23 protein-coding genes are annotated in these 23,919 nt (G+C 71.3%); 9 read left to right on the plus strand and 14 right to left on the minus strand.

Going from position 1 to position 23,919, the window contains the following annotated elements; genetic code table 11:
* Nucleotides 1-122: 122 nt before the first annotated feature.
* The 4 genes from ACQEXA_RS18850 to recG all read right to left on the minus strand — a co-directional run bounded on the left by ACQEXA_RS18850 (nt 123) and on the right by recG (nt 4,704).
* Nucleotides 123-1,199, minus strand: a complete 1,077-nt coding sequence (locus ACQEXA_RS18850) for a cell division initiation protein (RefSeq protein WP_432932991.1) — start codon at nt 1,197-1,199, stop codon at nt 123-125.
* Nucleotides 1,200-1,321: 122 nt separating this feature from the next.
* A complete protein-coding gene (gene coaD, locus ACQEXA_RS18855) occupies nt 1,322-1,801 on the minus strand; it encodes a pantetheine-phosphate adenylyltransferase (protein WP_359397239.1) in 480 nt (159 codons plus the stop codon).
* A 26-nt stretch (nt 1,802-1,827) separates the two neighbouring features.
* A complete protein-coding gene (rsmD, locus tag ACQEXA_RS18860) occupies nt 1,828-2,415 on the minus strand; it encodes a 16S rRNA (guanine(966)-N(2))-methyltransferase RsmD (RefSeq protein WP_359397125.1) in 588 nt (195 codons plus the stop codon).
* A gap of 90 nt (nt 2,416-2,505) precedes the next feature.
* Nucleotides 2,506-4,704, minus strand: coding sequence for an ATP-dependent DNA helicase RecG (gene recG, locus ACQEXA_RS18865; RefSeq protein ID WP_432932989.1), 2,199 nt, complete (start codon nt 4,702-4,704; stop codon nt 2,506-2,508).
* A 167-nt stretch (nt 4,705-4,871) separates the two neighbouring features.
* Between recG and ACQEXA_RS18870 the strand changes: the two genes are divergently transcribed.
* Together ACQEXA_RS18870 and ACQEXA_RS18875 are read left to right on the plus strand one after the other, a co-directional pair.
* Nucleotides 4,872-6,719: an HSP90 family protein gene (locus tag ACQEXA_RS18870; RefSeq protein WP_432939580.1), complete on the plus strand. Its 1,848-nt coding sequence runs from the start codon at nt 4,872-4,874 to the stop codon at nt 6,717-6,719.
* The gene (locus ACQEXA_RS18875; RefSeq protein ID WP_433130609.1) at nt 6,716-9,613 is read left to right on the plus strand and encodes a tetratricopeptide repeat protein; all 2,898 of its coding nucleotides are present in this window, start codon (nt 6,716-6,718) and stop codon (nt 9,611-9,613) included. Before ACQEXA_RS18870 ends, ACQEXA_RS18875 begins: the two co-directional genes overlap by 4 nt.
* A gap of 84 nt (nt 9,614-9,697) precedes the next feature.
* Here ACQEXA_RS18875 and ACQEXA_RS18880 read toward each other — a convergent pair whose 3' ends face one another.
* Nucleotides 9,698-11,374 (minus strand): DAK2 domain-containing protein, encoded by a 1,677-nt coding sequence (locus ACQEXA_RS18880; RefSeq protein WP_432932985.1) that lies wholly within the window; start codon nt 11,372-11,374, stop codon nt 9,698-9,700.
* Nucleotides 11,375-11,656: 282 nt separating this feature from the next.
* Between ACQEXA_RS18880 and rpmB the strand changes: the two genes are divergently transcribed.
* Entirely contained in the window at nt 11,657-11,842 is a 186-nt protein-coding gene (gene rpmB, locus ACQEXA_RS18885) for a 50S ribosomal protein L28 (protein ID WP_003993230.1), read from the plus strand.
* A gap of 194 nt (nt 11,843-12,036) precedes the next feature.
* Here rpmB and ACQEXA_RS18890 read toward each other — a convergent pair whose 3' ends face one another.
* Nucleotides 12,037-13,002 carry a thiamine-phosphate kinase gene (locus ACQEXA_RS18890; protein WP_432932983.1) on the minus strand — a complete coding sequence of 322 codons (966 nt, stop codon included), beginning with the start codon at nt 13,000-13,002 and terminating at the stop codon, nt 12,037-12,039.
* A gap of 206 nt (nt 13,003-13,208) precedes the next feature.
* Between ACQEXA_RS18890 and ACQEXA_RS18895 the strand changes: the two genes are divergently transcribed.
* The gene (locus ACQEXA_RS18895; RefSeq protein ID WP_017947604.1) at nt 13,209-13,442 is read left to right on the plus strand and encodes an Lrp/AsnC family transcriptional regulator; all 234 of its coding nucleotides are present in this window, start codon (nt 13,209-13,211) and stop codon (nt 13,440-13,442) included.
* Between the two features lie 20 nt (nt 13,443-13,462).
* Nucleotides 13,463-13,945 (plus strand): DUF3515 domain-containing protein, encoded by a 483-nt coding sequence (locus ACQEXA_RS18900; RefSeq protein WP_359397111.1) that lies wholly within the window; start codon nt 13,463-13,465, stop codon nt 13,943-13,945.
* A 67-nt stretch (nt 13,946-14,012) separates the two neighbouring features.
* Here ACQEXA_RS18900 and ACQEXA_RS18905 read toward each other — a convergent pair whose 3' ends face one another.
* Genes ACQEXA_RS18905 through ACQEXA_RS18915 form a run of 3 tightly spaced genes read right to left on the minus strand, consistent with a single transcriptional unit; the run spans nt 14,013 to nt 17,007 of the window.
* A complete protein-coding gene (locus ACQEXA_RS18905) occupies nt 14,013-15,170 on the minus strand; it encodes a D-alanine--D-alanine ligase family protein (RefSeq protein ID WP_359397108.1) in 1,158 nt (385 codons plus the stop codon).
* A gap of 59 nt (nt 15,171-15,229) precedes the next feature.
* A complete protein-coding gene (locus ACQEXA_RS18910; protein ID WP_359397105.1) occupies nt 15,230-16,240 on the minus strand; it encodes an NAD(P)H-dependent glycerol-3-phosphate dehydrogenase in 1,011 nt (336 codons plus the stop codon).
* Nucleotides 16,237-17,007, minus strand: a complete 771-nt coding sequence (locus ACQEXA_RS18915) for a lysophospholipid acyltransferase family protein (protein WP_432932980.1) — start codon at nt 17,005-17,007, stop codon at nt 16,237-16,239. Before ACQEXA_RS18915 ends, ACQEXA_RS18910 begins: the two co-directional genes overlap by 4 nt.
* A gap of 233 nt (nt 17,008-17,240) precedes the next feature.
* On the opposite strand from ACQEXA_RS18915, the gene cofC reads away from it, so the two are divergent.
* Together cofC and ACQEXA_RS18925 are read left to right on the plus strand one after the other, a co-directional pair.
* Nucleotides 17,241-17,888, plus strand: a complete 648-nt coding sequence (gene cofC, locus ACQEXA_RS18920; RefSeq protein WP_433130611.1) for a 2-phospho-L-lactate guanylyltransferase — start codon at nt 17,241-17,243, stop codon at nt 17,886-17,888.
* 64 nt (nt 17,889-17,952) lie between these two features.
* A complete protein-coding gene (locus ACQEXA_RS18925) occupies nt 17,953-18,156 on the plus strand; it encodes a hypothetical protein (protein ID WP_360998371.1) in 204 nt (67 codons plus the stop codon).
* 76 nt (nt 18,157-18,232) lie between these two features.
* Here ACQEXA_RS18925 and ACQEXA_RS18930 read toward each other — a convergent pair whose 3' ends face one another.
* The 4 genes from ACQEXA_RS18930 to leuC form a co-directional block, all read right to left on the minus strand.
* Entirely contained in the window at nt 18,233-18,868 is a 636-nt protein-coding gene (locus tag ACQEXA_RS18930) for an HU family DNA-binding protein (RefSeq protein WP_433130613.1), read from the minus strand.
* A 126-nt stretch (nt 18,869-18,994) separates the two neighbouring features.
* Complete coding sequence (locus tag ACQEXA_RS18935; RefSeq protein WP_359397093.1) at nt 18,995-19,225, minus strand: hypothetical protein; 231 nt, start codon at nt 19,223-19,225, stop codon at nt 18,995-18,997.
* Between the two features lie 265 nt (nt 19,226-19,490).
* Nucleotides 19,491-20,084, minus strand: a complete 594-nt coding sequence (gene leuD / locus ACQEXA_RS18940; RefSeq protein ID WP_432932965.1) for a 3-isopropylmalate dehydratase small subunit — start codon at nt 20,082-20,084, stop codon at nt 19,491-19,493.
* 5 nt (nt 20,085-20,089) lie between these two features.
* Nucleotides 20,090-21,514, minus strand: a complete 1,425-nt coding sequence (gene leuC / locus ACQEXA_RS18945) for a 3-isopropylmalate dehydratase large subunit (protein WP_360998369.1) — start codon at nt 21,512-21,514, stop codon at nt 20,090-20,092.
* Between the two features lie 188 nt (nt 21,515-21,702).
* Between leuC and ndgR the strand changes: the two genes are divergently transcribed.
* Entirely contained in the window at nt 21,703-22,419 is a 717-nt protein-coding gene (gene ndgR, locus ACQEXA_RS18950; protein ID WP_039656563.1) for an IclR family transcriptional regulator NdgR, read from the plus strand.
* A 191-nt stretch (nt 22,420-22,610) separates the two neighbouring features.
* On the opposite strand, the gene ACQEXA_RS18955 is transcribed toward ndgR, so the two are convergent.
* Nucleotides 22,611-23,144, minus strand: a complete 534-nt coding sequence (locus ACQEXA_RS18955; protein ID WP_433130615.1) for a DUF4188 domain-containing protein — start codon at nt 23,142-23,144, stop codon at nt 22,611-22,613.
* A gap of 89 nt (nt 23,145-23,233) precedes the next feature.
* On the opposite strand from ACQEXA_RS18955, the gene ACQEXA_RS18960 reads away from it, so the two are divergent.
* A complete protein-coding gene (locus ACQEXA_RS18960) occupies nt 23,234-23,878 on the plus strand; it encodes a MerR family transcriptional regulator (protein WP_360998368.1) in 645 nt (214 codons plus the stop codon).
* The last annotated feature ends 41 nt before the right edge of the window (nt 23,879-23,919 follow it).

The raw sequence follows: 23,919 nt of genomic DNA on the forward strand, positions 1-23,919 counted from the left end.
CGCCGTCCCGTGGCATTCCGGGCAGCGCCGATCGCGGAGGCTACGCGCGACCGAAGTGCCAGGATACTGGACCTTCCGCTCACGGCCCAATCCGGTGCGCTCGCACCCTGGGTCCGCAGCCCTCAGTGACCGCCGCGTCCCTGCTCGTAGGCGCGGAGCTGCTCGGCACTGATCATGCTGGTGTCGAAGAGGCTGGTCTCGTCGAGGGCGTTGCCCTGGGTGTATCCGTGCGCCTGCCCGTGCCCCTGGTCGTAGACGCCCTGCTGGTCGTACGTCTGCTGCGGGTAGGCGGCGTACGGGTCGGCCTGCTGGTAGCCGTAGGCGTCCTGCTGCGCGTACGTCTGCTGGTAGCCGTACTGGTCGACCTGCTGATAACCGTACGGGTCCTGCTGCTGGGCGTAGACCGGCTCGGCCTGCTGGGCCGGGATCTGGGGGCTCTGGGCCGGGACCGCGGGGGCCTCGGCGGGGCTGTCGGCCAGGGCCGCGAGATCGGCCAGATAGTCGGCGTCGCTGGAGTGCCGGACGGTCGTCGGGTCCGCGGCGAGGGCGCCGAGGTCGTCGCTGGCGATCCGGCCGTGCAGCTTCTGGCGGCCCTTGCCGACGGCATCGAGGGTCTTGGCGAGGACCGCCTCGAAGGCTCCGAGCTTGGCGTCCACGTAGGCGTCGGCGTCGCGGCGCAGCGTCTCGGGGTCGTGGCTGCGCTCGGGGGCGTCGTCTTCCTCGGGGTCCACGTACCCCTGCTCGTCGAATTCCGGGCCGGTGCCGAGGAGCTTCTCCCGGCCGCGGCCGACGGAGCCGAGCGTCTTGGTGAGGACGACCTCGAAGTTGGCGAGCTTGGAGTCGACGTAGTCGTCGGCCTCGGCCCGGAGCTCCTCGGCCTCCAGGCGGGCCTCCGCGAGGATGCGGTCGGCCTCGTTCTGGGAGCGGCGGGCGACCTCGGTGTCGGAGATCAGCGAGCCCCGCTCGGCGTGCGCGGTCTCGATGATCCGCTCGGCCTCCTGGCGGGCCCGCTCGACCATCTCCTCGCGGCCGCCGATGAGCTCCTGGGCCTGGGCCAGAGAGTCGGGCAGCGCCGCGCGCACCTCTTCCAGCATCGAGAGCAGCTCGGCGCGGTTGACCACGCACGAGGCCGACATGGGCATCGACCGGGCGTTGGTGACCATCGCGACGATCTCGTCGAGCTTGTTCTGCACGTCCACCGTGTGCTCGCCACTCTCTACAGCTGTATTGGAGACGGACGGTTCGACTCTACGACCACTGCTGCCCCGCCCGACACCAGGTGACGAGGTGTCAGATTCCGAGGAACCCGCCGGGAGATCGCTCAGCCCTGCCCGAGGCGCTTGCCCAGGGCCTCCAGGACCTGCGGGGGCACCAGGTGGGAGACGTCACCGCCCCAGGCCGCGACCTCCTTGACCAGCGAGGAGGACAGGAAACTGTAGGTGGGGTTGGTGGGGACGAAGAGGGTCTCCACACCGGAGAGGCCGTTGTTCATCTGGGCCATCTGCAGCTCGTAGTCGAAGTCGCTGACGGCGCGCAGCCCCTTGACGATGGCGGGGATGTCGCGCTGCTTGCAGAAGTCCACGAGCAGGCCGTGGTGGGACTCCACGACGACGTTCTCGAACTCCGCCGTCACCTCGCGGATCAGCTCGATCCGCTCGTCGACGTCGAAGAGGCCCTTCTTGGACTGGTTCACCATCACTGCGACATAGACCTCGTCGTACAGCTTCGACGCGCGGGCAATGATGTCGAGGTGTCCGTTGGTGATCGGGTCGAACGACCCGGGGCAGACGGCGCGGCGCACTTGTGATCCCTCGCTCTCCGGTCCGGTCATCGTGCGTCTTCGCACGTAGAGGCGGCGCGACCGTACCAAAACGTCCCCTCGCCGTAACGACGGGACCGGATCGCGTCGAAGCCCTGTGGCCACCGGAATTCTCCGCCTCTGGTGCTGCGCTCCACGGTGACGAGGGCTTCGGCCGTGAGCCAGCCCCCGGTGCGGAGTGTGAGCAGAATCTCGCGAAGATCGTCGTCCGAGACGGCGTACGGCGGGTCCAGGAACACGATGTCGTACGACTGTTCAGGCGCCGGTGTCCTGATGATCTGTTCCGCTTTACCTGCCCTGACCTCGGCTCCGGGGAGGCCGAGTGTCCTGACGTTCTCGCGGACGATGCGCACGGCCCGGGCGTCGGCCTCGACGAGGAGGGTGTGACCGGCCCCCCGGGACAGCGCCTCCAGGCCCACGGCGCCTGATCCGGCGTACAGGTCGAGGACGCGCTCGCCGTGCAGCGGGCCGCCGAGAAGCGCCTGCCAGGTGGAGAAGAGGCCCTCGCGCGCCCGGTCGGACGTGGGCCGGGTGCCGTTCCCGGGCGGGACGGCCAGACGGCGTCCGCCGGCCCGGCCGGCGATCACGCGGGTCATCTTCGGGTCCTTGTCGGTGTGCGGGGTGCCCGGTTCCACAGGGCGGGTGTGCTCCTCCAGTTTCGCAGGCCGCGCGCCGTGCGCGCTCGGTCACCCCTTGTCGAGGTACTGCTCCCGCTCCTCGTCCAGCAGGGCCTCCAGGGCCGTGCGCAGGCCGGGCAGCCGGTCGAGGTCCGGGTCGGCGGCGACCACCGCGACGGCCTCCTCGCGGGCCTGGGCGATGATCTCCTCGTCCTCGATGACCGCCAGCATGCGCAGCGAGGACCGCGCCCCGGACTGGGCCTGTCCGAGGACGTCGCCCTCGCGCCGCTGTTCGAGGTCGATGCGCGAGAGTTCGAAGCCGTCGAGGGTGGACGCCACGGCGCTCAGCCGCTGACGTGCCGCGCTCGCCTCGGGCATCTCGGTGACCAGCAGGCAGAGCCCGGGCGCCGAGCCGCGGCCGACGCGGCCACGCAGCTGGTGGAGCTGCGAGACCCCGAAGCGGTCGGCGTCCATGATCACCATCGCGGTGGCGTTCGGGACGTTGACGCCGACCTCGATGACCGTCGTCGCGACCAGCACGTCCGTCTCACCGGCGGCGAACCGCCGCATCACCGCGTCCTTGTCGTCGGGCGGCATCCGCCCGTGCAGCACCTCGACCTTCAGGCCATGGAGCGGCCCTTCGGCCAGTCGCCCGGCGATGTCGAGCACGGCGAGCGGCGGCCGCTTCTCGGCCTCGTCCTCAGGGGACTTCTTCTTCGGGGCGTCTTCCTCGTCCCCGATCCGGGGGCAGACGACATACCCCTGATGACCGCCGGCCACCTCCTCGCGCACCCGCTCCCAGGCGCGCGCCAGGAAGTGCGGCTTGTCGGCTGCCGGCACGACATGGCTGGCGATCGGGGAGCGCCCGGCCGGGAGCTGGTCCAGGACGGAGGTCTCCAGATCGCCGAAGACGGTCATGGCGACGGTCCTGGGAATCGGCGTCGCGGTCATCACGAGGAGATGCGGCGGCTGCTTGCCCTTGCCGCGCAGCGCGTCCCGCTGCTCCACCCCGAACCGGTGCTGTTCGTCCACCACGACCAGACCGAGGTCGTGGAACTGCACCTTGTCCTCGATCAGCGCATGGGTGCCGATCACGATTCCGGCTTCCCCGGTGACGAGATCGAGCAGCGCCTGCCGCCGCGCGGCGGCTCCCATGGACCCGGTCAGCAGCACCACCTTGGTGCCCTGCTCGGCGCCCCCCAGCATGCCGCCCTCGGCCAGCTCCCCCATCATCTCGACGACGGAGCGATGGTGCTGCTGGGCGAGCACCTCGGTGGGCGCGAGCATGGCGGCCTGACCGCCCGCGTCCACAACGGCGAGCATGGCGCGCAGCGCGACCAGGGTCTTTCCGGAACCGACCTCTCCCTGGAGCAGCCGGTGCATCGGGTGTTCCGTGGCCAGATCGCCGAAGATCTCCTTGGAGACCTTCCGCTGGCCCTCGGTGAGGGTGAAGGGGAGCTCGGCGTCGAAGGCCGCCAGCAGGCCGTCGGGGGCGGGGACGCGGGCCACCGCCGGGAGTTGGGCGTCCGCGTGCCGGCGGCGGGCCAGGGCGACCTGGAGGACGAAGGCCTCGTCCCACTTCAGCCGGGAGCGTGCGTCGGCGATGTCCGCCTTGGTGTGCGGGCGGTGGATCTTCAGCAGGGCTTCGGGCAGGGAGACCAGGCTCCTGCCGTCGCGCAGGGAGTCCGGCAGCGGGTCGAGGGCCTCCTGGGCGCCGGGCAGCACCGTCTGCACCGCCTTGGCGATCTTCCAGGACTCCAGCTTGGCCGTGGCCGGGTACATCGGGATCAGGGCGCCCGCCCAGCTGTCGACCGTCTCCGACACGTCGTCGCCGCGCAGCAACTCGTACGCGGGATGTGCCAGTTGCATCCTGCGGTTGAAGACCGAGACCTTGCCCGCGAACAGTGCGCGGGTGCCGGGCAGGAGCTCCTTGTGGGGTTTGTGCACGCCGTTGCCGAAGAAGACCAGTTGGAGGCGGCCGCTGCCGTCGGTGATCGTGACCTCCAGGCGCTGGCCCTTGCCGCGCGGGGCCTTGGCCGAGGCGAAGGTGTGCAGCCGGGCGTCGGCGACCTGGGCGACCACCGTGACGTGCTCGTCCATGGGGAGGTCGGCGAGATGGGTGAGCTGACCGCGCTCCTCGTATCTGCGCGGGTAGTGGTGGAGCAGGTCTCCGACGGTGTGCAGGCCGAGGTGCTCGGCCATCACCTTCGCGGTGGCGGGGCCGAGCACCTTCTTCAGCGGGTCTTCCAGTGCGGGCACGAGATCCATTGCACACCACCGGACTGACAATGCCGTATACGTCTCGCAAATCCGCTGGTCAGCGGGGTGGCTCCCGTCCTAGGATGGCGCGCCCCGGCTCGTTCCGCGGTCACCGCCCCACCGGGACCGCCCGACCCCCGCGCCGTCGACCTGCCCCCACCCACGGCGCCGTGACGATGGACTCCCAGACCTCACAGTCATCCCAGGCACCTCAGTCACCTCAACCACCTCATACGTTCCAGGTCGACCTGCGCGGTCTGGTGGACCTGCTCTCCCATCACCTCTATTCGAGCCCCAAGGTCTATCTGCGCGAGCTGATGCAGAACGCGGTCGACGCGATCACGGCCCGCCGATCCGAACAGCCGGACGCACCGGCCCGGGTCCGGCTGTACGCCGACGGCGCCAGCCTGCGCGTCGAGGACTCCGGCATCGGGCTCACCGAGTCGGACGTGCACGACCTCCTCGCCACCATCGGGCGCAGCTCCAAGCGGGCCGAGGGGCTCCAGGAGGCGCGGTCCGGCTTCCTGGGCCAGTTCGGCATCGGATTGCTCGCCTGTTTCGTGGTCGCCGAGCGCATCCGGGTGGTGAGCCGCAGCGCCCGTACGCCGGACGCGCCGCCCGTGGAGTGGACGGCCACGGACGACGGGTCCTATGTCGTGCGGACGTTGCCGCCGGACGCCCGGCCCGAACCCGGCACCACCGTGCACCTGGTCGCCCGTCCCGGCGCCGCCGAGTGGCTCTCCGCGGACCGGGTGCGGCTCCTGGCACGGGACTTCGGGTCGCTGCTGCCCTACGACGTCCGGGTCGGCGACGAGGCGATCACGGATCTGCCGGCGCCCTGGGACCGCGCATACCCCTCACCCACCACCCGCAGGGTGGCCCTGGCGCGCCACTGCCACGACCTGTTCGGGTTCACCCCGCTGGACTCGATCGACCTGGACGTCCCGCTGGCCGGGATCCGGGGTGTGGCCTATGTGCTGCCGACCGCGGTCAGCCCCGCGCAGCGGGCGAGCCACCGCGTACACCTGAAGGGCATGCTGCTCACCGAGCGGGCCGAACAGCTGCTGCCCGACTGGGCGTTCTTCGTGCGCTGTGTGCTCGACACGGACAGTCTGCGGCCCACGGCCTCACGCGAGTCCCTCTACGAGGACGAGACCCTCGCGGCCGTGCGGGAGGCCCTCGGGGAGCGCATCCGGTCCTGGCTGACGGGCCTGGCGGCCGGCGACCCCGAGCGCCTGGCGGCCTTCCTGTCCGTGCACTACCTGGGCGTGAAGTCGCTGGCGCGGCACGACAAGGAGATGCTGCGCACGATGCTGCCGTGGCTCCCCTTCGAGACCACGGACGGACGGCTGTCCCTGGAGGAGTTCGCGCAGCGGCACCCCGTCGTGCACTTCACCCGGACCGTGGAGGAGTACCGGCAGGTCGCGCCGATCGCGTCCGCACAGGGCGTCGGCGTGGTCAACGGCGGCTACACCTACGACGCCGAGCTGGTGGAGGCACTGCCGTCGGTGCGCCCGGGGACGGTGGTCGCGGAGCTGGACGCGGAGACCGTGACCGCGCATCTGGACGCGGTGGACCCGGCCGAGGAGCTGGCCCTGTCGGCGTTCCTCTCCGCCGCGCGCGCCACCCTCGACCCGCTGGGCTGCGACGTGGTCCTGCGTGCATTCCACCCGCTCTCCGTGCCCGCGCTGCACCTGGACGACCGGGCCGCGCGCCATGAGCAGGCGCGCGCAGAGGAGGAGGAACAGGCCGACGACCTGTGGGCGGGGATCCTCGGGTCGTTGCGGGGCAGCGCGCCCCGCGCGCGTCTGGTCCTCAACCACCTCAACCCGCTGATCCGCAGGATCAGCTCGGTGGACGACCCGGAGCTGATCGGCACCGCCACCGAGTCCCTCTACGGCCAGGCCCTGCTGATGGCCCAGCGCCCGCTGCGGCCCGCCGACTCCGCACTCCTCAACCGCGCGTTCATCGGCCTCCTCGAATGGGCCACCCACACCAACTCACCCAAGGACGGCTCCCGATGAGCGAGGTCATGGATTTCGACTCGCTGCGCCGGGCGATGGCGGACAACCACGAGCAGCCGGAGGGCCCGGCGCGCAACGCGCGTGCGGAGCAGCTGCTGGTGGAGGCGGAGAAGCTCGACATCCCGCTGGCCGTGATCGAGGCGCTCGGCCACCAGCTGAAGGTCTACAACTACAGCTCCGAGAAGGACAAGATGTTCGTCCCCTTCGCGCGTCTGCTGCGCATGTGGGACGAACGCCCCGAGGACTTCGACGCGTACGAGACCCACTCGCTGTACTGGGTCTTCAAGTGGATGTCGGCGGGCATGCTGGGCCAGCCGCACATCCCGCTCGCCTCCATGGAGAAGTGGCTCGGCGAGATGGAGCACCGCTACCGGCTGGCCGGTCACTCCGAACGGGCCGTGCGCAGCGCCGAGTTCAGCGTCGCCGCGCACACCGGGGACCTGGAGCGGGCCGAGCGGGCGTACGCGGCATGGCTGGCCGCCGACCGCGACGAGATGGCCGACTGCCACGCGTGCGAGCTGCACGACCAGGGGTGGTGGCAGGCGCGCAAGGGCGAGGACGAGCGTGCGCTGGAGCTGTGGCGGCCGGTCCTCGAGGGCGAGTACGTGTGCGCGCACGAGCCGCACGCCGTGCTCGCCTCCTCCTTGCTGTCGCTGGTGCGTCTGGGCCGCCTGGACGAGGCGCGGGCGCACCATCTGCGCGGCTTCCGGCTGGTACGGGCCATGGAGAGCATGCGCGGTTCGTACGCGGACCACGTGGAGTTCTGCGCGCTGACCGGGAACGAGGCGCGCGGTCTGGAACTGCTGGCCGAGCGGCCCGCCTACTTCACGGACTCCGGGGAGCCGCGCAGCAAACTGGACTTCCTGGCCGTGGTGACGCTGCTGATGGACCGGCTGGTCGAGCGGGGATTCGGCGACCAGGCGGTGCCGGGACCGGCGGGCCGGGAGTTCACCGCACGGGAACTCGCCGCCCACGCGCGCGGGGAGGCGCTGGCGCTCGCCGCGCGCTTCGACGCGCGCAACGGCACCTCGTACGTCAGCGAGCGCACCCGGGAGCGGATGGACCGGCGCCCGCTGGTGGACCGGCTGCCGCTGGGCGTGCGCACGACCCGGCCGGCACCCGTGGCGGCTACGCCGCCGGCCGCCCCGGCCCGGACGGAGCGGGAGTTTCCGGATCTGCTGGCCGAGGCCCGGCGGCTGTCGGAGCGCCTGCACCCGGACGCCGTGGAGGCGTGGGCGGCGGTGGCGCTCGCCGCGGAGGGCCTGGAACTGGACGCAAGGGACCGCGCGGACCTCGTCGACCACGAGGCGCTGGGCCGGGGTCCGGAGGGTGCCGAGTCCTTCGAGCGGGCTGCCGGTCTGTACGCCGAGGCGGGCGACCCCGGTGAGGCGCTGGCGGCACGGGCGCGCGGGGCGTACGTACGCGCCCTGACCGGTCACGCTGACGAGGCGCTGGAGACCGTCACCGGGCTGTGCGAACAGGCTCTCGCCCTCTTCGAGGAGGGTGGCACGGGTGTACGGCAGGCGGCGTCCGTGCTGGTCGGACGGGCGCGCATCCTGATGCACCGGCTGCACGAGGGCGAGGGCTCGCCCGAGGCCGCGGAAGAGGCCGTACGGGAGCTGCTGGCGTTCGCCGGACCGCACACCTCTCAGGTGCGTCTCGCGTACCGGGCCGCAGAGGCGAAGGCCATGCTCGGGGAGCTCGCGGCGCACGCCGGGGACGGCAGGGCCGCGGTGGAGCTGCTGGCGCAGGCGGCCGAGGAGTACATAGCGGCGGACCTGCCGTGGTTCGCGGTCGAGCACGAGGTGCGGCTCTCCCAGACAGCCCGGCAGCTCGGCGACGCGGAGACGGCTCAGCGGGCCGCGCGCGACGCGCTGGAGCACGGCCGGGAGCTTCTCGAACCGGTCGTCCAGGCGCAGCTGCACCTTCAGCTGGCGGATGCGCTGGGAGCCTCGGGGCAGTTCACCGAGGCCGCCGAGCACGCCCTGGAGGCGGCGCACTGGGCGGACGAGGCGGACGAGGCCGCGACGCTGGGCGCGTGGGCGAGGCACCAGCTGGGCGGATTCCTGCTGCGCCAGGGCCGCTGCGCCGAGGCGGCCGAGGTGCTGGAGTCCGCGCTGCCCGATCTGACCGCCGAGACGCACGGTGACGGGGCGATCGTGCAGACGCTGTGGTGGCTCGGCGACTGCCACACCGAACTCGGCGAGCACCGCGCCGCGGCGGAACGGTGGCTGCGGGCAGCGGAGATCGCCCGGCACTGGCCGGAGCAGCGGGACCACGCGATGCTGGCCCATCTGGCCGCCGAGGCGCTCGGACACGCCGAACTGCCCGCGGAGGCGGACCGGGCGTACGCCCGTGCCGCCGACCTGTGGCGCGAGCTGGGCAACACGCACGGGCTGGTGCGCGCGCTGCGCGCCCGCGCGTGGCTGGCGGCCGGCGGCGACGCCGGCCTGGAGGCGGCCCGGGAGCTGATGGCACAGGCGGCACGGGAGTGCGGGTCCGCCGCGGCGGCCGCCGAGGACGCCGAGGCGCGGGCCGGGCTGACCATGGAACTCGGCCACTCGCACCGTCAGTTCGGCGAACTGATCGCCCGGTCGGCCGACGACGAGGACGAGGCGATGCGCACTGCCTTCGAGGAGGCGCTGACGCACCTCACGGAGGCGATCGAGACGTTCACGTCCCTCGGCGCGGACGCCCTCGACGTCCGCACCGGCGCGGAGTTGACGGCGGCCCGCCTGGAGGCCGACCTCGGCCGCCAGGACGCGGCAGCGGCACGCGCGCGTGCGGTGCTGTCGGCGTACGAGGAAGCGGACGGCGCGTCCGAGGCGGCCGGAACGCGGCGGGCCGAGGCGGAACGGCTGCTGGAGCTGCTTCAGGCACCCCGGGAACGGTGAGGAGCGCGCCGGGTGCCCGCGACTTCGGCGGGCACCCGGCGGCTCACGCCACGGTGTCCCTCACCACCGGCACGCAGGGCCCCGTCACTCCACGCCGATCAGCAGCAGTGCCCCCTGGCGCCCGCCCCGGTAGACCACCGTGTCGACCGCGAGGTACGACTCCCGCACCCGCGACTCCAGACGCTCCGAGATCGACTCCGGGACCTCGTCGCCCAGAACCAGCGTGACCAGCTCCCCGCCCGCCGCGAGCATCCGGTCCAGGACCGACTCGGCCGTCGCCGTGACGTCCGAGCCGATGACCGCGACGTCTCCGTCGATCAGGCCGAGGACGTCGCCGGCCTGGCAGATCCCGGCCGTCGTCCAGGACTGCAGCTCCGCGACCACGACTTCGGCGTACCGTGTCGCCCCCGCCGCCGACGTCATCGCCACGACGTCCTCGTCGAACCGCCGTTCCGGTTCGTGCACGGCCAGCGCGGCGATGCCCTGGACCGCGGACCGGGTCGGGATCAGCGCCACACGTACGCCTTCGGTGCGCGCCTGCTCGGCCGCGGCGGCCGCGGTGTGGCGCAGGTCCGCGTCGTTCGGAAGAAGCACCACCTCGCGCGCGTGCGCCCGGCGCACCGCCTCCACCAGTTCACCGCTCGCGGGCGGTTCCCCGGCCCGGGCGAGCACGGTGGTCGCCCCGGCCTCCTGGTACAGCCCGGCCAGGCCCTCCCCCGGCACGACCGCCACCACCGCGCGCTGCACCCGCTCGCGCGGCGGCCGTCCGGCGCCCCCGGTGTGCACGTCGCCCTCGGCGAAGTGCGTGATCCGGATCCGGTACGGGCGCCCGGCCTCGACCCCCGCCTCCACGGCGGCTCCCGCGTCGTCGGCGTGCACATGGACGTTCCACAACCCGTCCCCGCCGACCACGACGAGGGAGTTCCCGAGGGCGTCGAGCCGGCGCCTCAGCCGCGCCACGGCCGCGTCCTCGGCCTCCAGGAGATAGATCACCTCGTACGCGGGCCCGCCTCCGTCGGCCGGGACGTCCGGGCACTCCCCGGGAACGAGGGGCGTGACGCCGCCGACGCGCGCGTGGACGATCCGGCCGGTGCTGTCCGGCAGCCGCGGCGCCTCGCCGGTGAACGTCTCCACCAGGGCCGCGAGCACCGCCACCAAGCCCCGGCCGCCGGCGTCGACCACACCGGCGCGCTCCAGGACCGCCAGCTGCCCGGGCGTGGCCGCCAGCGCCGCCCGCGCCCCCTCGTACGCCGCCCGTGCGACGCCCGCGCAGTCGCCCTCGGTGCCGGTCACCGCGTCCGCGGCGGCCAAGGCGACGGTCAGGACGGTGCCCTCCACCGGGTGGGCGACGGCCTGACGGGCGGAGTCGGCCGCCCGTCGGAGCGCGAGCCGCAGTCCCTGCGCATCGGTGTGAGCAGTCTCACCGTCGGCCAGCACCTGGGCCATGCCCCGGAGCAGCTGGGCCAGGATCGTCCCGGAGTTGCCGCGGGCCCCGATGAGCGCTCCGTGCGCCATGGCCCGAACGGCGTTGGCGAGCGTCGGGCGCTGCGTGCCGCCCGCCTCGTATCCGGCGAAGACCGCCTCGACGGCGGCGGCGGCCGATTCCACGGTGAGATAGAGGTTCGTGCCGGTGTCCCCGTCGGCCACTGGATAGACGTTGATCGCGTCGATCTCCTCGCGCGTCCGCCCCAGCTCCTGGAGCGCGAGCCCGCACCAGGTGCGCACCGCGAGAGCATCCAATGGCTGCGGCACCTGCGCCACCTGCGCCTCCTTGAGCTGCTGGACGTGGGACGCAGCGTAGACCCAGAGTGGTCGGGGTCCGGAAGAGGGCTGTGCGGATCCCGGGCTCCGGGCCCATGGGCGAGCGCCTCAGGGCCGCGGCAGCCGTGGTAGTTTCGCTCTACGGGAGCAGGCGTTGTATGCTGCTCTGGTTGCCCGATCCCGATCGGGCCTTCCCCCTGGCAGCGCCACTCAGATCCTATGATCTTGATCCCGGCATGCCGGGATCAACCGTAAGTGCATCTGAAGTCTTTGGAGTGACCCGTGGCTGCCAACTGCGACGTCTGCGGCAAGGGGCCGGGCTTCGGCAACAACATCTCGCACTCGCACCGCCGTACGTCCCGCCGCTGGAACCCGAACATCCAGCGTGTACGTACCGTGGTGGGCGGGACGCCGAAGCGCGTGAACGCTTGCACCTCGTGCATCAAGGCCGGCAAGGTCTCGCGCTGACGCCAGTTAAGCGCGCGGCCACAGCTGGTTCGCTGCACGGAGCCGGTCCACGAATGTGGACCGGCTTTTTGCTGTGCCCGCACGCCCACGGGAGCGCCTGAGCGGCGAGGCGCGCCCGGGAACGGTGCCGTGACGGGCGGACGGACGCCGAAGCGGCCGTCGTCGGCGTCTGCGTCTGTCCTTCGCCCTTCGCCCTACGACTCGATGCCCCCGAAGTGGTCCCAGCCGCCCTTGCTGGTCCACGGCGCACCGTCGACCGTCACCTGGGGCAGTGCCGACGGGTTGAGGACCTCGCCGATCACCTTCCAGCGCGCCGGCAGCTTCACGTCCGACGGGAAGGTCGCGACGAGCGCGTGGTCCTCGCCGCCCGTGAGCACCCACTGGATCGGGTCGACGCCCAGGGCCTGCCCGATGTCGTTCATCTGGGACGGGATGTCGATGGTCCCGGAGCGGATGTCGATCCGTACCTTGCTCGCCTCCGCGATGTGCCCGAGGTCGGCGATCAGCCCGTCGCTGACGTCGCACATCGCGGTCGCACCGAGCCCGGCGGCGGCCGGGCCCGCGTGGTACGGGGGCTCGGGGCGCCGGTGCGCCTCGACGAACGCGCGCGGCGAGCGGAAGCCGCGGGAGAGCACCGCGTAGCCGGCCGCGGACCAGCCGAGCCAGCCGGTGACGGCGACGACGTCACCGGGCTGGGCGCCGCCCCGGGTGACCGGCTCGTAGTTGCGCAGATCGCCGAGCGCGGTGATCGAGATCATGATCGTGTCGCCGCGGACGACGTCACCGCCGACCACCGCCGCTCCCGCCACCTGGCACTCGTCGCGCAGGCCGTCCATCAGCTCGGTGGGCCAGGTGACGGGCAGTTCGGCGGGGACGACGAGGCCGAGCAGCAGCGCGGTCGGCACGGCGCCCATCGCGGCGATGTCCGCGAGGTTCTGCGCGGCCGCCTTGCGGCCGACGTCATAGGCCGTCGACCAGTCGCGGCGGAAGTGCCGCCCCTCCAGGAGGATGTCGGTGCTCGCCACCACCCTGCGGTCGGGCGCGGAGACCACCGCTGCGTCGTCGCCGGGGCCGATCCGGACCGCCGGGGTGGTGGTGAGCCGGGAGGTGAGCTCCCTGATGAGCCCGAACTCGCCCAGCTCGCCCACGGTGCCCTTCATCGTCGTTCGTCCCCTTCTGTTCCCTGCTGCGCCCGGTCGCGAGCCCTCGTGGTCCTCGATACCGTCGAGTCGACCGTCAACTTGTGTCGCCGGAGTTCCCCGGCGCTCACGCCACAGCCTCCGCGGGTCTCCCCGCGACGAGCGGCGACGCGATACCGTGGCGTCCCTTCTCCCCACATGATCCTCGTGGCCGCCCTGGAGGTTCCGTGGTACAGGCGTACATCCTGATCCAGACGGAGGTCGGCAAAGCGTCGACCGTCGCCGATACGATCAGCAAGATCCCTGGGGTCATCCAGGCCGAGGACGTGACGGGTCCCTACGACGTCATCGTGCGCGCCCAGGCGGACACCGTCGACGAACTCGGCCGGATGGTGGTCGCGAAGGTCCAACAAGTGGACGGCATCACCCGCACCCTGACCTGCCCGGTCGTGCACCTCTAGCCCCCGTCTACGCTTGGCCGGTGGATTTCTTCCGTCACCGGCGACTCGGTCTGCCCGCCCTCGCCCTGCTGATCGCCACGGCGGGCTGTTCCTCAAGCGACGACAGCCCCTCGGCCGCGGTTCCCAGCCCGGACGCGAAGGTCACGAAGCTGTGCCAGAACCTGGACCAGGCGCTGCCGCGGAAGGTGGACGGCCTCGAGCGGAACGATCCCGAGCCCCGGTCCGCGCTGACGGCGGGCTGGGGAAGCCCGGCGATCATACTGCGCTGCGGTGTCGAGAGGCCCGCCGAGATGAACGATCCGGAGGCGGACGGGCTGGAGGCGAACGGCGTCGGCTGGCTGCTGCACAAGCGCGACGACGGTTCGTTCCTCTTCACCACGACGCTGCGCCAGGCGTATGTCGAGGTGAGCCTCCCCAAGGACCGGACCGGCGACGGTGTCGGACCGCTCGCCGATCTGGCCCCGGCCGTCACAAAGGCGATCCCCAAGGGGATCGCCTCGTGAACTCGCTGCCGGACGCCCGGGCGTGTCCGGTCCTTCCCGCCGGGCGGCGTGAAAGGCCGGACGCCCTCTAGCGCAGTCCGGTGGAACGGCGCAGGGCCGCCTGGATCAGACGGTCCACCAGCTCGCCGTAGCTGATCCCGCTCGCCTGCCACATCTGCGGGTACATGGAGATCGGGGTGAAGCCGGGCAGCGTGTTGATCTCGTTGATCACGAACTCCCCGTCCTCGGCGAGGAAGAAGTCCGCGCGCACCAGGCCCTCGCAGGAGGCGGCCTCGAACGCGTCCACCGCGAGCCGCTGGACCTCGGCGGTCTGCTCGTCGGTCAGCGGCGCGGGCACGATGCCGGGCGTCGAGTCGATGTACTTGGCCTCGAAGTCGTAGTAGGCGTGCGCGTCCGGCGGCGGGATCTCGGCCGGCACCGAGGCGCGCGGGCCGTCCTCGAACTCCAGGACACCGCACTCGATCTCACGGCCGCGCACCGCGGCCTCCACCAGGATCTTCGGGTCGTGCCGCTGGGCCTCGGCGATCGCCTCGTCAAGACCCGCGAGGTCCTCGACCTTGGTGATGCCGATCGACGAACCGGCGCGGGCGGGCTTCACGAACAGCGGCCAGCCGTGCTCGCCCGCGAAGTCGATGATCTTCTTGCGGGCGGCGGCCTCGTCGCGCTCCCACTCGCGCGGCCGGATCACCACGTACGGGCCGACCTTGAGCCCGAACGAGGTGAACACCCGCTTCATGTACTCCTTGTCCTGGCCGACGGCGGAGGCGAGCACGCCCGCGCCCACGTACGGGACACCGGAGAGCTCCAGCAGGCCCTGAAGGGTGCCGTCCTCGCCGTAGGGGCCGTGCAGCACCGGGAAGACCACGTCGACCTCGCCGAGCGCCTTGGGCACCGAACCGGGCTCGCTGTAGACGACTTCGCGGTTCGCGGGGTCGACGGGCAGCACGACGCCACCCTCGTGGGACTCCGCGAGCTCCTCGACGCTCGGCGTACGGCGGTCGGTGATCGCCATCCGCTCGGGTTCGTCGGCGGTGAGCGCCCAACGGCCGTCCCGGGTGATGCCGATCGGCAGCACGTCGTACTTCGTCCGGTCGATGGCGCGCAGCACGGCACCGGCGGTGACCACGGAGATCCCGTGTTCGGAGCTGCGGCCGCCGAAGACAACGGCAACGCGCGGTTTGCGGGACGGCTGCTCAGGGCTCTGGGGGAGGTTCTCGGTGCTCATATCGCGATGAGACTACCTGCCCGTAGGGCCCTGAGACAGCGTCCGCCCGGCGCGTTCGCTCAGCGTCGCTCGGGCTTCGCGCTGCGCGACATCAGCTCCTTGAGCGCCACCACCGGCGGCTTGCCCTCGTGGACGATGCCGACGACCGTCTCGGTGATCGGCATGTCGACGCCGTGCCGGCGGGCCAGATCCAGCACCGACTGACAGGACTTGACGCCCTCGGCGGTCTGGCTGGTGACCGCGATGGTCTCCTCGAGCGTCATGCCCTTGCCCAGGTTGGTGCCGAAGGTGTGGTTGCGGGACAGCGGCGAGGAGCAGGTGGCCACCAGGTCGCCCAGGCCGGCGAGCCCGGAGAAGGTCAGCGGGTCGGCGCCCATGACGAGTCCGAGCCGGGTGGTCTCGGCGAGCCCGCGCGTGATGAGCGAGCCCTTGGCGTTGTCGCCGAGCCCCATGCCGTCCGCGATGCCGACGGCCAGCCCGATGACGTTCTTGACCGCACCGCCGAGTTCGCAGCCGACGACGTCGGTGTTCGTGTACGGCCGGAAGTACGGGGTGTGGCAGACGGCCTGGAGCCGCTGCGCGACGGCCTCGTCGGAGCAGGCGACCACGGCGGCGGCCGGCATGCGGGCAGCGATCTCCCGGGCCAGGTTGGGGCCCGTGACGACCGCGACGCGTTCCGGTACGACCTTGGCGACGTCCTCGACGACCTCGCTCATCCGCATGGCGGAGCCGAGTTCGACGCCCTTCATCAGGGAGACGAGGACGGTGCCGCGCGCGAGCAGCGGCGACCATTCGGCGAGGTTTCCGCGCAGCGTCTGCGACGGGACCGCGAGTATCGTGAAATCGGCGTCGCGCGCGGCCTCGGCGGGGTCCGTGGTGGCCCGCAGGTTCTCGGGGAGTTCGACGCCCGGCAGGTAGTCCGGGTTCGTACGGGTGGAGTTGACCGCCTCGACCAGTTCGGCGCGGCGTGCCCACAGGGTGACGTCGCACCCCGCGTCGGCGAGCACCATGCCGAAGGCGGTTCCCCACGATCCCGTTCCGAACACGGCCGCCTTGACCGGCTTGCTCACTGGCCCTGCCCCTCCTTCTGCCGCGCCTTGTCCTGTTCGGCATTCCGACGGCGCTGCTCGATGCGCACGTCGCGCGGGTCGTACGGCTTCTCGGGCGCCTTCTCGCCGCGGACCTTCTCCAGCTGGCGGGTGATGGCGGCCATGATGACCTCCGTCGCCTCCTTCAGCAGCTCGGGGGACATGTCCTTGTCGTAGAAGCGCGCGAGGTCCACGGGCGGACCGGCGAGGACGTGGTGGGTCTTGCGCGGCAGGACCTGGGGCTTCTTGGCGTACGGCGGCAGGAGCTCGTTCGCGCCCCACTGGGCGATGGGGATCACGGGGCACTTGGTCTGGAGCGCGACGCGGGCGGCACCGGTCTTGCCGGTCATCGGCCACTGGTCCGGATCGCGGGTGATGGTGCCCTCGGGGTAGAAGGCGACGCACTCGCCCCGCTCGACGGCGTCGATCGCGGCCCGGAAGGCGCTGAGGGCGTCCGTGCTCTCGCGGTAGACGGGGATCTGTCCGGTGCCGCGCATCACGGCGCCGACGAATCCCTTCTTGAAAAGACCGCTCTTCGCAAGGAAACGAGGAACGCGCCCGGTGTTGTACTGAAAGTGTCCGTAGGCGAACGGATCCACATGTGAATTGTGGTTCACCACGGTGATAAAGCCACCGTCGGCCGGAATGTTCTCCATTCCGCGCCAGTCCCGCTTGAGCAGAACCAACAGCGGCGGTTTGCCGAGTACCGCTGCGAAGCGGTACCAGAAGCCGATTCTGCGGCGGGGCACGCGGACACCTTCCTCTAGGGACCGGGCGAAGGCCCGGGGCTGGGGCTGTGGGCCGCACAAGTGTCGCCCCAGGCCGCCCGTCTGTCGAGAACACGGTACGCCCGCCTGTCACCCACCACGGCGCATGGATGTGGCTTCGTACACCTTCCCGATGTGCCGCCGCCCGAATCGGCGTCGCCCGTCACCGGTCGGACGGGGTGAGAATGGACCGACAAAACAGGGACGGAGCGCTCGTGCAGTGGACTGTGGTCGTACCCCTGAAGGCCTTGGCGCGGGCCAAGAGCAGGCTCTCGGACACCGCCGGGGACGGACTTCGTCCGGGGCTCGCGCTCGCGTTCGCGCAGGACACGGTGGCCGCGGCGCTCTCCAGTGCCGCGGTGCTCGATGTGGCGGTCGTCACTGACGATCCGCTGGCCGGGCGGGAACTGGCCGCCCTCGGCGCCCGCATCGTCCGGGACGAGCCGGCGGGCGGTCTGAACCCCGCGCTCGCCCACGCGGCGGCCGTCGTACGGGAGCTGCGCCCCGGCGGCCCCGTGGCGGCCCTCAACGCCGATCTCCCCGCCCTGCGCACCGTGGAATTGACCCGGGTACTCGATGCCGCTGCCGAATTCTCCCGCGCATTTCTGCCCGACGCCGCCGGAATCGGTACGACGCTGTTGAGCGCGGCCCCGGGCCTGGAATTGCTGCCCGCATTCGGCACGGATTCCCGTGTACGGCACCGGGCCTCGGGCGCGGTGGAACTGGCGCTCGAGTCGGTGGATTCGGTGCGCCAGGACGTGGACACCGGCGACGATCTGCGCGCGGCGCTGGCGCTCGGCGTCGGACCGCGCACGGCAGCGGCGGCGGCACGGCTGCTGATCCCCGGGCAGCACGGCGCGTGATGCGGCAGGGCCCGCCGCGGACGCGGCCGGGGTGGGCCCGCGGGGCGGTCGATAGGCTGCGGTCATGCAGGCGACGGCGTACACCTACGACCCCGAGACGCACACCGGTCAGGTGCTGCTCGACGACGGCACTCCCGTCCCCTTCGACGCACGGGCCTTCGAGGCGGGCGGGCTCAGGCTGCTGCGCCCGGGACAGCGGGTGCGGATCGAGACCGAGGGCGAGGGCGAGGCCCGGCACGTCACGCTGGTGACCCTGTACACGTTCTAAGCACAGTCCTGGGCAGACCGCGGGCCGGGCTCCCCAGGGGAGTCCGGCCCGTCGCGTGAGTGTCCGTGCGGCCCGTTCAGCTGCGGGCCGTGGTCTTCTTGGCGGTGGTCTTGCGTCCCGTCACCTTCTTGGCCGGGGCTTTCTTCGCCGGGGCCTTCTTCGCAGCAGCCTTCTTGGCAGTGGTCTTCTTCGCAGTGGTCTTCTTGGCGGCCGCGCTGGTCTTCTTCGCGGTCGTCTTCTTGGCAGCCGTCTTCTTCGCGGCGGCAGTCGTCTTCTTGGCAGGAGCCTTCTTGGCGACGGCCTTCTTCGTGGGCGCCGCCTTCTTGGCAGCGGCCTTCTTGGCAGCGGCCTTCTTGACCGTGGCGGCGGCACCGCCGGCCTGGAGGCTGCCCTTGGGCGCCTTCTTGACCGCGACCTCACCACCGCGCGGCAGCTTCTTGGTGCCGCTGACCAGGTCCTTGAAGCCCTGACCCGCGCGGAAGCGCGGCACAGAGGTCTTCCTGACCCGAACCCGCTCACCCGTCTGGGGATTGCGGGCGTAACGGGCCGGCCGCTCAACCTTCTCGAACGAACCGAAGCCGGTGACGGAGACCCGGTCGCCTCCGACAACCGCGCGGACGATGGCGTCCAGGACCGCGTCGACAGCCTCGGCGGCCTGCTGGCGGCCGCCCATCTTGTCGGCAATCGCTTCTACGAGCTGCGCCTTGTTCACGTCTTCCCCTTCGGAGACATCGCCAGAACGAAAGTGTTCAAGCTTTTTCGCACGTTAGGCAGATATATACCGCAAATCAAACACGAAACGGGCTAATCACCCTCGTGCCGCAACAGACTCGGCGTCTCAGAGTTCCTCTTCGGGGATTCGCTCCTCGTCGAGGTCGGTCATGAACCGCTCGAGACGCCTGGTCGCTTCGGCGGGATCGTGCTTGGCCGCAGCCGTAATGACCAGCAGCTTCCGGGTCAGCGCCATCCGTACGCCCTCCGGGACTTGCAGTGCGCGCACCCTGGCGTGCGCTTCCTTGAGTTGGGTGGCGACCGCCGTATAGAGCTCGAGTTGGCCGTCGTCGTCCATGCACAGATTGTGCCATCTGGGGCGAGTTGTCGCCCGCGCTGGGGGCAACTGTCGGCTCCGCCAGTCTTTTCGAGCGCCCTGGCGCGGCACCGCTCCGGGGTTCGCGTACCCCGGCAATCACCCTTGTAACCAGGGCAGTTACTGCTGAGCGAGGCGGCGCGCCGGGCCTGTTCGGGGGCAGACACGGCTGTACCCCCAACCGTCCACGATTGGGGGTACAGAGTGGTGTTGCGGTGGCCGAAACCAGCCCTTGCGGGGCCGGGCGTCAGGCCTGGAGCGTCCGCGGCTTGTACGAGGGGCGCCGGGCCTCGTAGGCGGCGATGCCGGCCTCCTCCTGCAGCGTGATGGAGATGTCGTCCAGGCCGTTCAGCAGCCGCCAGCGGGAGTTCTCGTCCAGCTCGAAGGGGGCGGTGATGCCCTCGGCCCGCACCTCACGCGCCTCAAGGTCCACAGTGACCTCAGCCGTCGGGTCCTTCTCCGTGAGCTCCCACAGGGCGTCCACGATCTTCTGCTCCAGGACCACCGTGAGCAGGCCGTTCTTGAGCGAGTTGCCACGGAAGATGTCGGCGTAGCGGGAGGAGATCACGGCCTTGAAGCCGTAGTTCTGCAGGGCCCAGACGGCGTGCTCGCGGGAGGAGCCGGTGCCGAAGTCGGGGCCCGCGACCAGCACCGTGGCGCCCTGGCGCTCCGGTCGGTTGAGCACGAACTCCGGGTCCTTGCGCCAGGCCTCGAACAGCCCGTCCTCGAACCCGTCCCGGGTCACCTTCTTGAGCCAGTGGGCGGGGATGATCTGGTCGGTGTCGACATTGCTGCGGCGCAGCGGGACGGCCCGGCCGGTGTGGGTGGTGAAGGCTTCCATGGTTCTCAGACTCCAGCGGGCACGGGGACGTCGGACAGGTCGGCCGGGGAGGCCAGGTGGCCGAGGACCGCGGTGGCGGCGGCGACCTGCGGCGATACCAGGTGGGTACGGCCGCCCTTGCCCTGCCTGCCCTCGAAGTTGCGGTTGGAGGTGGACGCGGAGCGCTCGCCCGGGGCCAGCTGGTCCGGGTTCATGCCGAGGCACATCGAACAGCCGGCGTGCCGCCATTCGGCGCCGGCCTCCTTGAAGACCACGTCCAGGCCCTCGGACACAGCCTGCAGACCCACCCGCGCGGAGCCCGGGACGACCAGCATCCGTACGCCGTCGGCGACTTTGCGGTCCTTGAGGATGGAGGCCGCGGCGCGCAGGTCCTCGATGCGGCCGTTGGTGCAGGAGCCTACGAAGACGGTGTCCACGTCGATGGAGCTCAGCGGCTGTCCGGCCGTCAACCCCATGTACTCCAGGGCCTTTTCCGCGGCCAGGCGCTCCGAAGCGTCCTCGTACGAAGCAGGGTCGGGGACGGACGCCGAAAGCGGCGCGCCCTGGCCCGGGTTGGTGCCCCAGGTGACGAACGGCGAGAGGGCGGCGGCGTCGATGCGGACCTCGGCGTCGAATTCCGCGTCGTCGTCGGACCGCAGGGTCTTCCAGTACTCCACCGCGGCGTCCCAGTCGGCGCCCTCGGGGGCGTGCGGACGGCCCTTGAGGTACGCGAAGGTCGTCTCGTCCGGAGCGATCATGCCCGCACGGGCGCCGGCCTCGATGGACATGTTGCAGATGGTCATCCGGGCCTCCATCGAGAGCTTCTCGATGGCGGAGCCGCGGTACTCCAGGATGTAGCCCTGACCGCCGCCGGTACCGATCTTCGCGATAATCGCCAGGATCAGGTCCTTGGCGGTGACCCCTTCGGGCAGCTCGCCGTCGACCGTGATGGCCATGGTCTTCGGACGGGCCATCGGCAGCGTCTGGGTCGCCAGCACGTGCTCGACCTGGGAGGTGCCGATACCGAACGCGAGCGCGCCGAAGGCGCCGTGCGTGGAGGTGTGCGAGTCGCCGCAGACCACGGTCGTGCCCGGCTGGGTCAGGCCCAGCTGCGGGCCGACGACGTGTACGACGCCCTGCTCGACGTCTCCCAGCGGGTGCAGGCGCACACCGAACTCGGCGCAGTTCTTGCGCAGCGTCTCCAGCTGGGCGCGGGAGACCGGGTCCGCGATGGGCTTGTCGATGTCGAGGGTGGGGGTGTTGTGGTCCTCGGTCGCGATGGTGAGGTCGAGCCTGCGCACCTGGCGGCCGCTCTTGCGCAGGCCGTCGAAGGCCTGCGGGCTGGTCACCTCGTGCAGCAGGTGCAGATCGATGTAGAGGAGGTCGGGCTCGCCCTCGGCGCGCCGGACGACATGGTCGTCCCAGACCTTCTCCGCGAGTGTCCTACCCATCGCTTTCCCTTCGGCCGGCGTGGTGGGCCGACCCAACTAGAGATCTTGGGGTGGCGGCGCCCGAGCCTCTGGTTCGCGGGCGTGTGCCTCCGGGCCCGTCGGTCCGCGGGCCGCCGTGCCTTCCAGGGTGGCGCCTTCCACGGAAAATTGAACTTGCGTTTCACAGAGTGAGACGCGAGTATCGTTGCATGGACAACAGTAGCGGCGTCGGCGTTCTGGACAAGGCGGCCCTCGTCCTGAGCGCTCTGGAGTCCGGTCCGGCCACCCTCGCGGGCCTGGTCGGCGCCACCGGACTGGCACGACCCACGGCCCACCGCCTGGCCGTGGCACTGGAGCACCACCGCATGGTGGCGCGTGACATGCAGGGCCGTTTCATTCTCGGCCCCCGGCTGGCCGAGCTGGCCGCGGCGGCGGGTGAGGACCGGCTGCTGGCGACGGCGGGGCCGGTGCTGACCCACCTGCGCGACATCACGGGCGAGAGCGCCCAGCTCTACCGCCGCCAGGGAGACATGCGTATCTGCGTCGCCGCCGCGGAACGTCTGTCCGGCCTTCGGGACACCGTCCCGGTCGGCTCCACCCTCACCATGAAGGCGGGTTCGTCCGCGCAGATCCTGCTCGCCTGGGAGGAGCCGGAGCGCCTGCACCGGGGCCTGCAAGGCGCCCGCTTCACGGCGACGGCCCTGTCGGGCGTACGGCGCCGCGGCTGGGCCCAGTCCATCGGAGAGCGCGAGCCGGGCGTGGCGTCCGTGTCCGCTCCCGTACGCGGCCCCTCGAATCGCGTGGTGGCCGCGGTGTCCGTCTCCGGCCCCATCGAGCGCCTGACGCGCCACCCGGGCCGTATGCACGCCCAGGCCGTCATCGACGCGGCCGCCCGCCTCTCCGAGGCCCTGCGCCGCTCCGGCTGAGCGATCGCCACGTCACCGGCAGTGGGCCGGCCTCAACGCCGCGGCAGGCCCACTTCCAGGACGAGTCACACAAGGGGGCGCGGCTCGCGCGCACCATGGACGCCATCAACTGCGCACGTACACATGATCCACACCCGCCGCCCGGCAGGCCGGCGCGGCGAGAGAGATCAAGACCGGTCGCGGGCCGGGCACTACGCCGAAGACGACGGTGCCCGGCCGGGCTTCGTCCCGGACCGGTACGCGAAGCGGTCCACCGCCCGGCGTCCCCGCCGTTCCAACGGCACCTGCCCGTGCGCGGCCGCGAGGCCGAACGCCGGCATGTCCGCGTAGATCGACTCGTACGAGCCCTCCGGCACCACATAGGTCTCGTGCCAGATCCCGACGTGGCCTTGGACCTTCCCTGCCTTCTCCTTGCCGTTGATCATCGCCCACGCCCGGTGGTGGAACATGTCGGACGCCGAGGCGTACGCGTAGAGCTTCTCCTTGGACTCCCAGTACTGGACGACGTAGTAGGTCCGCGGGGATGCCGTCAGCAGGACATGGCCGAGCAGCCCCCGGACGGGATCATTCCCCAGCTCGCGCAGCATGCGCGGCATCGCGAGGAACGCCGGCAGCCAGTGGTGCACCGCCCAGAAGTGGTTGATCCTCATGCCGATCAGCAGGACGACGACGTCCCCTTCGGCCGCCGCGGTGGTGCGGCCCGCGGCCATGGGCTTCCCGAACATGACGCCCTCCTCGACCCGACATTGGCTAGCAGCACTATCCGAGTGTCTCGTGCTTGGATAGTGGCGCCACCCGAGGAGAGGCGCAAGGGATGCGGCTGTCGGAGTTGAGCGAGCGCAGCGGTGTGTCCACCGCGACGATCAAGTACTACCTGCGTGAAGGGCTGTTGGCACCGGGCCGCCAGGTCAACACGACGACGGCCGAATACGACGAGAGCCATCTGCGCCGACTGCGACTGGTACGCGCGCTGATCCAGGTGGGCCGGGTGCCGGTGGCAACCGCCAAGGAGGTCCTCTCGCACGTCGGCGACGAATCGCTCGGCCGTACGATCCGGCTGGGCGCGGCCCTGTGGGCACTGCCGCAGGGGCCGGAGCCGGACGAGGAGGACCCCGCGGTGGCGGCCGCCCGCCGGGAGGTCGACACGTTGCTGCGGGGGCTCGGCTGGGAGACCGCGCGCGAACTCGCGCCCCTGTCGCCCGTGCACCGCTCGCTGGTGGTGGCGGTGGCCACGCTGATCCGGCTCGGTTATCGCTGGGACGCCGAACTCATGGCGCCATACGCGGAGTTGATGCGGCAGGTCGCACAGCGCGACCTCGACTTCATGGAGACGCACACCTCGGAAGAGGAGAAGGTCGAGACGGCGGTCGCGGCGGCCGTGCTCTTCGAGCCGGTGCTGCGTGCGCTGCACCGACTGGCACAGGAGGAGGAGTCGGCGCGGCGCTACGGTCTGGAGTGAGGCGCCCGACGTCCGAGAGGCACCGGGAAATGCCGTAGGAC

This window comes from Streptomyces sp. CA-106110 (assembly GCF_050936285.1).
In the GTDB taxonomy this organism is placed as follows: Bacteria; Actinomycetota; Actinomycetes; order Streptomycetales; family Streptomycetaceae; genus Streptomyces.

Bases quoted from the DNA above. Each gene is read 5' to 3' on its own strand.
- rsmD (WP_359397125.1), bottom strand. From the start codon at position 2,415: ATGACCCGCGTGATCGCCGGCCGGGCCGGCGGACGCCGTCTGGCCGTC.
- leuD (WP_432932965.1), bottom strand. From the start codon at position 20,084: ATGGAAGCCTTCACCACCCACACCGGCCGGGCCGTCCCGCTGCGCCGC.
- ACQEXA_RS18960 (WP_360998368.1), top strand. From the start codon at position 23,234: ATGCGGCTGTCGGAGTTGAGCGAGCGCAGCGGTGTGTCCACCGCGACG.
- recG (WP_432932989.1), bottom strand. From the start codon at position 4,704: ATGGATCTCGTGCCCGCACTGGAAGACCCGCTGAAGAAGGTGCTCGGC.
- ACQEXA_RS18925 (WP_360998371.1), top strand. From the start codon at position 17,953: ATGCAGGCGACGGCGTACACCTACGACCCCGAGACGCACACCGGTCAG.
- ACQEXA_RS18870 (WP_432939580.1), top strand. From the start codon at position 4,872: ATGGACTCCCAGACCTCACAGTCATCCCAGGCACCTCAGTCACCTCAA.
- ACQEXA_RS18935 (WP_359397093.1), bottom strand. From the start codon at position 19,225: ATGGACGACGACGGCCAACTCGAGCTCTATACGGCGGTCGCCACCCAA.
- ACQEXA_RS18905 (WP_359397108.1), bottom strand. From the start codon at position 15,170: ATGAGCACCGAGAACCTCCCCCAGAGCCCTGAGCAGCCGTCCCGCAAA.
- ndgR (WP_039656563.1), top strand. From the start codon at position 21,703: ATGGACAACAGTAGCGGCGTCGGCGTTCTGGACAAGGCGGCCCTCGTC.
- ACQEXA_RS18890 (WP_432932983.1), bottom strand. From the start codon at position 13,002: ATGAAGGGCACCGTGGGCGAGCTGGGCGAGTTCGGGCTCATCAGGGAG.
- ACQEXA_RS18875 (WP_433130609.1), top strand. From the start codon at position 6,716: ATGAGCGAGGTCATGGATTTCGACTCGCTGCGCCGGGCGATGGCGGAC.
- leuC (WP_360998369.1), bottom strand. From the start codon at position 21,514: ATGGGTAGGACACTCGCGGAGAAGGTCTGGGACGACCATGTCGTCCGG.
- ACQEXA_RS18955 (WP_433130615.1), bottom strand. From the start codon at position 23,144: ATGTTCGGGAAGCCCATGGCCGCGGGCCGCACCACCGCGGCGGCCGAA.